This window comes from Frankia sp. AiPs1 (genome assembly GCF_023716945.1).
Classification (GTDB): Bacteria; Actinomycetota; Actinomycetes; order Frankiales; family Frankiaceae; genus Frankia.
In genome coordinates this window covers 1-10,477 of record NZ_JAMQQF010000185.1, presented here as the reverse complement: position 1 = coordinate 10,477, position 10,477 = coordinate 1, and the positions used below count along the sequence as shown (strand labels likewise).

Sequence of the window (10,477 nt, the reverse complement as noted above, 5' to 3'; positions counted from 1 at the left end):
GGCCGAGGCGTCACCGCCGCCGGGTGAGCCGGTGGCGAGCGACGGCGCCGCGGCGCCGAGCACGACGGAATCGCGCGGCACCGCAGCCGGTGGCGCCGCGTCGAACGCCAGCGAACGGGAGCACTGATGGCGGTCAACGAGGGCGTAGCGAGCCTCTCCGATCATCTGTTCGGTAGCGGTATGGCGGTCTACGCCGCGGCCATGCTCGGCTACGCGGCCGAGTTCGCGTTCAGCCGCCTGGGCGCGCGCAACGGGGCCGCGGAGGTGACGGCGGAGGCGACGGCGGCGGTGACGGCGGAGGTTCCCGCCGCCCGTACGGCGGTCGGTCGGCCGGCCGTGCTCGTGGGTGCCGGCGCCGGCGCCGGGTCCAGTGTGGAGATCGACCCGAACGATCCCGCCGCGGCCGCGCTCGCGGCGGCACGCGCCCGGGAAATCGAGGCGGTGCGCCAGCGGGACACCGCCGCCCACACCCTGACCGCCGGCAACGACGGCGACGTCGAGGTGCCCGCCCGCGCCCAGTGGATCGGGCGGATCGCCGTGCTGCTCACGGTGGTGGGCTGGGGGCTGCACCTGGGGTCGGTCATCACCCGTGGCATCGCCGCGGACCGGGTGCCCTGGGGCAACATGTACGAGTACTCGTCGATGATCTGCCTGATCGCGGTCACGACGTTCCTCGCCCTGATGACCCGGCAGCGGGTCCGCTGGCTGGGCGTCTTCGTCATGGTGCCGGTGGTGCTCTACCTCGGTTTCGCCGGCACGGTGCTCTACGTCGCGCCCGGGCCCCTGGTGCCCGCGCTCAACTCGTACTGGCTGAAGATTCACGTGGTCGGCGCGATCGTGTCCAGCGGCGTGTTCCTGATCTCCGCGGTGACCACAGTGCTGTTCCTGGTCAAGGAGCGCTGGGAGAGCCGGCTCGCCGAGGTGGCCGCCGGCCGGGCCGACGCCAGTCGCGCGATGCAGAGCCGCGGCGGCATCGTGATGCGCCTGCCGTCGTCCGCGGCTCTCGACACCCTGTCCTACCGGGTGATCGCCTTCGCGTTCCCGATCTGGACCTTCGCGATCATCGCCGGGGCGATCTGGGCCGAGGCGGCGTGGGGCCGGTACTGGGGCTGGGACCCCAAGGAGACCTGGTCGTTCATCACCTGGGTCTGCTACGCGGCCTATCTGCATGCACGGGCGACCGCCGGCTGGCGGGGCCGGCGGGCCGCAGCCATCTCCCTGGTCGCGTTCACCGCGCTGTTCATCGACTACTACCTGGTGAACCTCGTCATCACCGGCCTGCACTCCTACGCGGGCGTCTGACCTGCGCCCAGCCGCCGAGCTCGGGTTCCCCGAGCCGGCCGGCCGGCCCTCGGGGCCCTGGTCGCGGCTCAGATGATGATCGGTGATCAGGGGTGCGGGCGCGCCGGCGTCCATGCCGAGCGTGCCACGATCGTCCATCGGTAACGACCGGTTGCGACGTGAGCGTGTTGCGGTGCGATGAGCACGGTTCGCCGGCGCCGGTTCTCAGCCACAGACCGGGCAGAACGGCGCCGCAACCGGCGCGCCCGCCGGGTTCGGCCTGACTGGTCTGGGCGGTCCGCGGTTGCCGGAGGTTGGCTGCGGTTCGCCTGCCCGGCAACCGTCGTCATCGACCTCCAGCAACTGGTCCCACGGACGAATCGCCGAGCTTCGGCCGAGCAGAACTCCGCCTCGCGGCGGTCCTGGCCGGTCGAGGTCGGTTCAGCTCGGCTGCGACGGACGTGGCACGGTGCCCTACGTGCCCGCGTGCGTGCGGCTCGAAGTCGGCACACGCCTCGGTGCCGGGGCACACCTCCAGGTGCCAGCGCGCGGCTCGGGAGGTGTGACGCGGCTCGGTGCCAGCGCGCGGCTGGGGCGGTGTGGTGCGGCCCGGCGGCGGGTGTGGCGTGGGCGTGTGGTGCGTGACTCGGCGGGTATGCCCTGAGCGGGTATGGCCTGGGGGCGGGTAGCGGGGTCAGCCGCGCGCGGTCGGCGGCTCCGCGTCGCCGCCGCGGATGCGGTCCGCGAGCTCGCGGAGGAACTCCGGATCGTCGTCCGGGCCCTTGGGGCGCACGGCGGGGCGCCGGGTACCCATCCGCGAGCCGGGCCGTCCCAGGCCCCCTTCGCGGCGGTCGACGTCCCACGTCGAACGCTGACCGAAGGCCGGATGGTCCGAGACCGCGCGCCGCGGCGGCCGCGCTCCGAGCCCGTTCGCCCGCGGCCGGCCGAAGAAGTACCACGCGGCGGCACCGAGCACACCGAAGAGAACCACGATCACGATCCAGATTGGTTTGGACATACCGCGTACCTCATCGGACGGGGTCCCGAACACGTCAGCGATCATGTACGCCCAGATACCGATGAACACGAAACTCAGCGCGAGGCCCAGCACAGGCTGGTCGCTCCTTCCGCTCTCCTTGATCGATTACATCCGGTTCGACATATCGGGTATGAACGTCGGTCGGCGGGTGTGTAGTCCCGGCCCTGCGCGGCATCGCCAAAGGGGGCAGACGAGCGGGTGGCGCCCTCCCCGGAGAGCGCACATGTCGCGGTGATGGCCGGCCCGTGTATCCCTAGTGTGCCCTCCGGCCCCGGGCTACGTCCGGCCGGTCCGCCATCGGCCGCCGCCGGCGTCCGCCCGCTTACCGTGACAGCGGCGCGTCGTGACCTTTTGGGTTTCCATGGTGACGGAGGGTGGGAGGCCGGACGGCCGGCCGTGCCGGCTGCCAGGATGGAGGCATGGCCTGGGCGGATCTACGCGCGTTCCTCGCTCATCTCGAACGGCGAAAGGACCTGCGGCGTATCTCCGTGCCCGTTGACCCCCACCTGGAGGTCACCGAGATCGTGACGCGGGTGGTCCGCGAGCGTGGGCCGGCGCTGCTGTTCGAGTCCCCCCGCGGCGCCGACATGCCGCTGGCCATCAACCTGTTCGGCACCGAGGCCCGGATGGCCGCCGCGCTCGGGGTCGACCGCCTCGACGAGATCGGCGACCGGCTCGCCGCGCTGCTGCGCCCGGAGCTGCCGACCGGCCTGTCCGGGCTGCGTGACGCCCTGGGCAAGGCCGCCTCGCTCACCTCGATCCCGCCGCGGCGGGTCCGCACCGCGCCGTGCCAGGACGTCGTGTTCAAGGGACCGGACGTCGACCTGTTCCGGCTGCCCGGCCTGCACGCCTGGCCGAACGACGGCGGCGCGTTCCTCAACCTCGGCCTCACCCACACCCGCCACCCGGAGACCGGGGCCCGCAACCTCGGGATGTACCGGCTGCAGCGGCACGACGCGCGCACCGTCGGTATGCACTGGCAGATCCACAAGGACTCCAACGCCCACCACGCCGTCGCCGAGCGACGCGGGGAGCGGCTGCCCGTGGCGATCGCGTTCGGCTGCGACCCGGCGGTGACCTACGCCGCCTCCGCGCCGCTGCCCGCCGACATCGACGAGTACCTGTTCGCCGGCTACCTGCGCGGCGAGCGGGTGGAGATGGTCGACTGCCTGTCCGTGCCGCTGCGGGTGCCCGCGAACGCCCAGATCGTGCTGGAGGGCTGGCTGGAGCCGGGCACGCGGCTGCCCGAAGGCCCCTTCGGCGACCACACCGGCTTCTACACGCCGGTCGAGCCGTTCCCGGCGCTGCATGTCGACGTGATGACGATGCAGCGCGAACCGGTCTTCCAGACGATCGTCGTCGGCCGCCCGCCGCAGGAGGACGGGCCGATGGGCAAGGCCACCGAACGCATCTTCCGCCCCCTGATCAAGATGCTGATCCCCGAGATCGTCGACTACGACCTGCCCGAGGCCGGCGTCTTCCACAACTGCTGCATCGTTTCCATCGACAAGCGCTTCCCCAAGCACGCGCAGAAGGTGATGAACGCGGTCTGGGGCGCCGGGCTGCTGTCGCTGTCCAAGCTGATCGTGGTGGTCGACGCCGACTGTGATGTCCACGACTACGCCGAGGTGGCCTGGCGGGCGTTCGGCAACGTTGACTACGCCCACGACCTGATCACCACGATCGGCCCCGTGGACCACCTCGACCACGCGTCCTACGAGCAGTTCTGGGGCGGCAAGGTCGGGGTGGACGCGACGCGCAAGCTGCCGACCGAGGGCTACCGCCGCGAGGGCGGCTGGCCCGAGGAGATCGTCATGGACGACGCCGTCCGCGCCCAGGTGACCCGCCGCTGGAAGGAGTACGGCCTTTGAGTACCCCCACTCCGTCTTCCTCGTCTTCCTTGCCTCTCCCCACTTCCTTGCCCTTCGGTAGGGACGAATCGGACGCCGAGGCCCCCCAAAGGGCAAGAAAGTCCGACCCCACCACTCGAGCCGGGGGCCGCGGTGAGTGACGCGGCGTTCCTGCCGGGCGCGTCCGGTGGCACCGCCAGGCCCGGCGGAGGCGCCGGCGGCGGCCAGGAGCAGGCGATCGGGCACGTGCGGGCGTTCCTGCGGCTCGTCGCCATCGAGCATTCCGTCTTCGCGCTGCCGTTCGCCTACATCGCCGCCCTCGCGGCGTCGTTCACCGCGTCCGGGTCGGTGCACTGGACGGCACTCGGGCTCGTCACGGTCGCCATGGTCGCCGCGCGGACCTTCGCGATGGCCGCGAACCGGATCATCGACCGCGCCATCGACGCCCGCAACCCGCGCACCGCCGGCCGGGAGCTCGTCACCGGCGCCGTGTCGGTGCGTGTCGCCGTCGTCGGCTCCGTCGTCGCCCTCGCCGTCTTCCTCGCCGCCGCCGCCACCCTGTCCTGGCTGTGCCTCGCGCTCGCCCCGATCGCGGTGGCGCCCCTGGTGATCTACCCGTACGCCAAGCGCTTCACCGACTTCCCGCACGCCGTACTCGGCATCGCCCAGGCCGTCGCACCCATCGGGGCCTGGATCGCGGTCACCAACCACTGGTCGTGGGCCGCGGTCGTGCTCGGCCTCGCGGTGGGCGCCTGGATCGGTGGCTTCGACCTCATCTACGCCTGCCAGGACGCCGAGGTCGACCGCCGCATCGGCGTGCGGTCCGTGCCGGCGCGCTTCGGGGTCCGCGGCGCGCTGTTCGGCTCCACCGTCACCCACGTCGTCACCTTCGCGCTGTTCGTCGCCTACGGGCTGATGGAGCACAACGGCGCCTGGTGGTGGGCCGGCCTCGCGGTCACCGCGGCGGCGTTCAGCTACGAGCACGCGATCGTCTCGCCGAAGGACCTCTCCCGGGTCAACCGGGCCTTCCTCACCGCGAACGGCTTCGTCGGCATCGCCCTGTTCGTGTTCGCCGTCGCCGACCTGATCAGCCGCGGCCTGTCCGCCTGAGCCGGCCGCGCCCCTCGACTGCCGTGACCACCTCCGACCGCGAGCACCGCGAGCATGACGAGCACCGCGACCCCGCTGCGGGGGGTAGACGGGTGCCCTGGGTGGTCGGTGTGAGCGGGGCCAGCGGGACGCCGTACGCGGCCGCCGTGCTGCGCGGCCTGCTCGCCGCCGGTCTGCCGGTCGACCTGGTGCTCTCCCGGGCCGCCCGGCTGACCCTGCTCGACGAGACCGGCATCGCCTGGCACGACGCCGCCTGGAAGCACCCGCTGGAACGCTGGCTGTCCGCACCCCTCGGCGAGCCCGGTCCCGACTGGGCCGCCGCCGTGGAGAGGCTCGTCGCGGTGCGCGCGCCCGGCAACCTCGCCGCCCCGACGAGCAGTGGCTCCTACCCGACCCGCGGCATGATCGTCGTCCCGGCGAGCACCGCCTGCCTCGCCGGGATCGCCCTCGGCCTGTCCAAGGATCTGCTGCAGCGATCCGCCGACGTGACCCTCAAGGAGGGCCGCACGCTCGTGGTCGTGCCGCGGGAGATGCCGTACACGGGTGCGACGCTGCGCCACATGCTCACCCTGCACGATGCCGGGGCGGTGGTCGCCGCGGCCAGCCCCGGCTTCTACGCCGGCGCGCGCACCGCCGCCGACCTCGTGGACTTCGTCGCCGGCCGGGTACTCGACGCGGCCGGCGTCGATCACGACCTGTTCCGCCGCTGGACCGGCGAGCTCGGCCGCGCCCGGCGCCCTGACCAGGCCGCTCGCCGGACTAGTTGACCGAACGGCCGAACCGGCAGTGCCCGTCGAGGGGGTCGCCTGGGAGCGGAGCAACGTGGTGCTTCCGTATGGACAAATCGGACGCCGAACCCTGTGGAGGGGCCAGGTAGCCGCTCTCCCACGCATCCGCCGCCGTGGCCTGTGTCGCGACCCGCCGGAGCCACCCCGCCAGCCGTCCCGGAAGTGGTAGCAGGACGGGAAGCGGACCTTCCGCGTCGCCGTACCACTTCTGGGATCCGGCTGGCCGGGACGGGGCCTGGGCGGGCAGAGTGGGCGGCGACGGCCCATAGCCGGGCCGACGGGTCGTGGCCCCTGGCCCGGTGGGTGCGGAATTCAGTAGTTCAGTAGTTCGGTGGATCGAGGGCGGCATGGCGACTAACGGGCGCGGAGCGGCGAAGGGTCGGGGACGCGGTTCCGGCCGATCGAAGGCGGCCGCGACGGGCCGCCCCGACTCGGCAACAGGCGGCAACTCGTCGACAGGCGGCGGTCCGTCCTCGAGTGGTGCTCGATCGTCGGGAGGCGGCCGTTCGGCGGGCAGTGGTCGGTCCCAGGGCGCGAGCAGGCCGGGGCCCCGGGAGCGGCCGGTGCAGCAGGACGTCGACCTGCGGGTGCAGTTGCCGTACTTCCTGATCCGGCTGGCCGCGCTCGTGGTGATCACGGTCGTGCTCGCGGTGGTCGGGGTGAACCTGCTGCTCGCGGTGCTGATCGGGTTCGCGGTCGCCGGCCTGCTGACCTGGCCGTTGGGGCGCATGCAGCGCCGGGCGGCCCAGCGCTCCGCGGCGGCCGGGGACGCGACCGGGCCGCTCCCACCTCCACCGGCGGCCGGCAAGGGCGGCAGCAGGGGCGAGGACGCGTAACCGGACGCCGACCGGCCTGGCTCGTGCGGTCGCTCGTCGGTTTCCTTCCGGTGTTCGGTGACGGAGCGTGATGCCAGCCGGCGCCCGCCTCGCCGCCGGACGGCCCACCGACATCGCCCCCGCGACGACGGTGTGCATGGGCGCGGGGCTACCTGTTCCTTTTGGGGGGACGAATCGGGCGCCGAACCCCCCAGAAGGAACAGGTTGGCGCTCTCCCATGCATCCGCCGCCGATGCCCGAGCCGTCGCCCGTCCCGCGACCCGTTCAGGCACCCTGCCTGACGTCGCAGAAAGTGACAGAAGGGCGGGGAGGGGCTCGTGCGGGGCTGCGCTAGCTGTGACGGGTCAGCTCGGCCGGCTCGCGCGGGTCCGGCGGTGTCGCGGGCTAGTCTGGATGTCATGGATGCTGGGCTCAAACGGGAGATCGAGGCCAAGGTTTCCGCCGGCGAGCGGCTGAGCCGTGCCGACGGGGTGGCGCTGTACGCCAGTGACGATCTCGCCTGGCTCGGCGGCCTCGCCCACGAGGTCCGGACCAGGAAGAACGGTGACCGGACCTTCTTCAACGTCAACCGGCACCTGAATCTGACCAACGTCTGCTCGGCGTCCTGTGCCTACTGCTCGTTCCAGCGCAAGCCCGGCGAGGCCGACGCCTACACGATGCGCATCGAGGAGGCCGTCCGGCTCGCCCGGGAGATGGAGCCGGCCGGCATCACCGAGCTGCACATCGTCAACGGCCTGCACCCGACGCTGCCGTGGCGCTACTACCCCCGCTCGCTGCGGGAGCTGCGCAAGGCACTGCCCGGCGTCGCGCTCAAGGCGTTCACCGCCACCGAGATCCACTGGTTCGAGAAGATCAGCGGCCTGCCCGCCGACGAGATCCTCGACGAGCTCATCGATGCCGGCCTGGAGTCGCTGACCGGCGGGGGCGCGGAGATCTTCGACTGGGAGATCCGGCAGCGGATCGTCGACCACAACACCCACTGGGAGGACTGGTCGCGCATCCACCGCCTCGCCCACGCCAAGGGTCTGCGTACTCCCTGCACCATGCTCTACGGGCACATCGAGGAACCGCGCCACCGGGTGGACCACGTGCTGCGGCTGCGTGAGCTGCAGGACGAGACGGGTGGCTTCGCGGTGTTCATCCCGCTGCGCTTCCAGCACGACGCCTCCGGCGACCCGCGCAACCGGCTGATGAACCAGCCGATGGCGACCGGCGCGGAGGCGTTGAAGACGTTCGCCGTCTCCCGCCTGCTGTTCGACAACGTCGACCATGTCAAGTGCTTCTGGGTGATGCACGGGCTGACCACGGCGCAGCTCGCGCTGAACTTCGGCGCCGACGACCTGGACGGCTCGGTCGTCGAGTACAAGATCACGCATGACGCGGACCGCTTCGGTACCCCGAACACGATGACGCGCGAGGATCTGCTGTCGATCATCCGGGACGCCGGCTTCCGGCCGGTCGAGCGGGACACCCGCTACCGGGAGATCCGCTCCTACGACGGTCCCGATCCGGCCCGCCGCGAGATTCCCACCTCGATCGACGCCTGAGGCGGGATTCGATGGCCAGCAAGGACGACCCGATGCCCACCTGCCCGGCGGGCCAGCCCACGCCCACGGGCGCTCCATCCGCGAGCCCTCCGACGGCGAGCGCCACGTCCGTGACCGCCACGTCCGTGACCGCCGGGTCCGTGACCGCCGGGCCCGTGAGCGTCACGTCCGCGAGCGCCGGGTCCGTGAGCGCCGGGCCCGGTCCCCTTCCGCGGGTCCGTCCGCCCGGCGCGCCGGGCATCGGTTCGATCTTCGTGCTCGCCTTCCTGGTGATCCTGGTCCCGGGCGTGGCGGTCTACGTGCTGCTCGACTGGGCCGGTCTGCCGATTGGCGGGGCCAGCCTGCTCGGCCTGCTTGTGGTCTTCCTCGGGTTGGGATTTTTCCCGACCGTGCTGCGCAGGCTCGGCTGGGTGCCGACGAAGAAGCGGAGGTCCTGATGGAACTGCGCAGACGCCCCACGCGACGCCCGAGGCCGGCAGCGGCAGCGGGAGCCCCGGCGCCGGCGGCCGCGGTCGCGAAGGATCGCCGTCTGGCCGGTATCAACCTGCGATATTTTGCGCTCCGCGCGGTGCTCTTCGGGGTGGTGCTTGCCGTCGTCCTGCTGCTGGGTGCAGGCGGGTTTCTCGCGTTCGTGCTGGCGTTGGTCATCAGTGGGCTGATGAGCTATCCACTGGCGCTGCGGCAGCGCCGCGCGGTCGTCGCCGTGATGGAGAACCGTCACGGCGGCCGGCGTTGACCGGGCCGGTGGGCACCGAAGCCCGGCCACGGGTCGGGCACATCCAGTTCCTGAACTGCCTGCCGCTGTACTGGGGATTGGTCCACTCGGGTGCGCTGCTCGACATCGAGCTGACCAAGGACACGCCCGATCGACTCAACGAGGCCCTCGTCGCGGGCGATCTGGACATCGGTCCGATCAGCCTGGTCGAGTACCTCCGGCACGCCGACGATCTCGTCGTCCTGCCGGATCTTGCGGTCGGCTCTGACGGGCCGGTGCTGTCCGTCGTGCTGAGCACGGCGGTGCCGCTCGCCGAGGTCCGCACGGTCGCGCTCGGCTCGACGTCGCGAACCAGTGTGCTGCTGGCCCGGATGCTGTTGGAGGAACGCCACGGCCTGCGGCCGACGTACGTCACGATGCCGCCCGACCTGCCGTCGATGCTGCGGGAGGCGGACGCCGCGGTGATCATCGGCGACGTGGCGCTGCGAGCGACCTACGATGCCGAACGCGGCGGCGAGGGCCATCCCCTGGGCCTGATCGACCTGGGCGCGGCCTGGCGGGAGTGGAGCGGGCTGCCGATGGTCTTCGCGGTGTGGGCAGCCCGCAAATCGTTTGCGCAGCGGCATCCCGGGACGGTGAAGGAGGTCCACGACGCATTTCGTTCTGGGCTGGATCTCGCGCTGCGCGATGTCGACCAGGTGGCGACGCGGGCGTCCCGCTTCGAGGTCTTCGACCCGGCGACGCTGGCCCGCTACTTCACCACCCTCGACTTCCGGCTGGGTGAACGGCAGCAGGCGGGCATCCGCGCCTTCGCGGACAAGGCCGCGCGCCGCGGCGATGTCCCCCCGCTTCGAGCGATGACGTTCGCCGAGGTCTGACCGGCCCGTTCCGACCGCGTCGGCCCGGGCCCGGCCCCAGCCCGGGGATCAGACCGGGGGGCGAAACGCGTGGGAGATGCCGGACGGTGGAACGGCTCGGTGGGTGTTCGCCGTCGCGAAGCGGGCGATGCGCCCCTTCACCAGCGCGATCAGCCGCGGCGGCGTAGCCCGCCCGCCGGGCGCGATCAGCATTTCGTCGAGTGATTCGCCGCCTTCTCTACCGGTCAGAGCGGGTTCGAAGGCGGCCAGATCCTCCGGCTGCGGGCCGGATTCGGCCGGCGTGAACGCCTCCGCCGACGCGGCCGACCCGACCGGCGACGCCAGCCCCTCCACGGGATCCGACCTGGCCGGCGGTGCGGCGCTCGCCGGGGGAGCGGGCAACGGCGGGGTGCGGCCGGCAGCCCCCGGCCGCCCGTGCAGCGGGGTGACGGTC

The 10,477-nt window shown here is 72.2% G+C and carries 10 protein-coding genes and 1 pseudogene; 9 read left to right on the top strand and 2 right to left on the bottom strand.

Annotation, left to right across the window (positions count from 1 at the left end; all coding sequences use genetic code 11):
* The first annotated feature begins 126 nt into the window (after positions 1 to 126).
* Positions 127 to 1,302, top strand: coding sequence for a c-type cytochrome biogenesis protein CcsB (gene ccsB / locus ND748_RS16845; RefSeq protein WP_251746751.1), 1,176 nt, complete (start codon positions 127 to 129; stop codon positions 1,300 to 1,302).
* 673 nt (positions 1,303 to 1,975) lie between these two features.
* On the opposite strand, the gene ND748_RS16840 is transcribed toward ccsB, so the two are convergent.
* The gene (locus ND748_RS16840) at positions 1,976 to 2,344 is read right to left on the bottom strand and encodes a PLD nuclease N-terminal domain-containing protein (RefSeq protein ID WP_285902243.1); all 369 of its coding nucleotides are present in this window, start codon (positions 2,342 to 2,344) and stop codon (positions 1,976 to 1,978) included.
* Positions 2,345 to 2,739: 395 nt separating this feature from the next.
* On the opposite strand from ND748_RS16840, the gene ND748_RS16835 reads away from it, so the two are divergent.
* The 8 genes from ND748_RS16835 (at position 2,740) to ND748_RS16800 (ending at position 10,044) form a co-directional block, all read left to right on the top strand.
* Complete coding sequence (locus tag ND748_RS16835) at positions 2,740 to 4,191, top strand: menaquinone biosynthesis decarboxylase (protein WP_251746749.1); 1,452 nt, start codon at positions 2,740 to 2,742, stop codon at positions 4,189 to 4,191.
* A 132-nt stretch (positions 4,192 to 4,323) separates the two neighbouring features.
* Positions 4,324 to 5,280, top strand: coding sequence for a menaquinone biosynthesis prenyltransferase MqnP (mqnP, locus tag ND748_RS16830; RefSeq protein WP_251746748.1), 957 nt, complete (start codon positions 4,324 to 4,326; stop codon positions 5,278 to 5,280).
* A 101-nt stretch (positions 5,281 to 5,381) separates the two neighbouring features.
* Positions 5,382 to 6,047: a UbiX family flavin prenyltransferase gene (locus ND748_RS16825; protein WP_374215948.1), complete on the top strand. Its 666-nt coding sequence runs from the start codon at positions 5,382 to 5,384 to the stop codon at positions 6,045 to 6,047.
* Positions 6,048 to 6,631: 584 nt separating this feature from the next.
* Positions 6,632 to 6,904 (top strand): hypothetical protein, encoded by a 273-nt coding sequence (locus tag ND748_RS16820; RefSeq protein ID WP_251746747.1) that lies wholly within the window; start codon positions 6,632 to 6,634, stop codon positions 6,902 to 6,904.
* A gap of 398 nt (positions 6,905 to 7,302) precedes the next feature.
* Positions 7,303 to 8,451 carry an aminofutalosine synthase MqnE gene (gene mqnE, locus ND748_RS16815; protein ID WP_251746746.1) on the top strand — a complete coding sequence of 383 codons (1,149 nt, stop codon included), beginning with the start codon at positions 7,303 to 7,305 and terminating at the stop codon, positions 8,449 to 8,451.
* Positions 8,452 to 8,561: 110 nt separating this feature from the next.
* A complete protein-coding gene (locus ND748_RS16810; RefSeq protein ID WP_251746745.1) occupies positions 8,562 to 8,888 on the top strand; it encodes a hypothetical protein in 327 nt (108 codons plus the stop codon).
* Positions 8,888 to 9,187, top strand: a complete 300-nt coding sequence (locus ND748_RS16805) for a DUF4229 domain-containing protein (protein WP_251746744.1) — start codon at positions 8,888 to 8,890, stop codon at positions 9,185 to 9,187. The genes ND748_RS16810 and ND748_RS16805 overlap by 1 nt, the downstream gene beginning before the upstream one ends.
* Entirely contained in the window at positions 9,184 to 10,044 is an 861-nt protein-coding gene (locus ND748_RS16800; RefSeq protein WP_251746743.1) for a menaquinone biosynthetic enzyme MqnA/MqnD family protein, read from the top strand. Before ND748_RS16805 ends, ND748_RS16800 begins: the two co-directional genes overlap by 4 nt.
* Before the next feature lie 48 nt (positions 10,045 to 10,092).
* Here the strand turns inward: ND748_RS16800 and ND748_RS16795 are convergent.
* Positions 10,093 to 10,477, bottom strand: a pseudogene (locus tag ND748_RS16795) (transcriptional regulator); the annotation flags it as partial.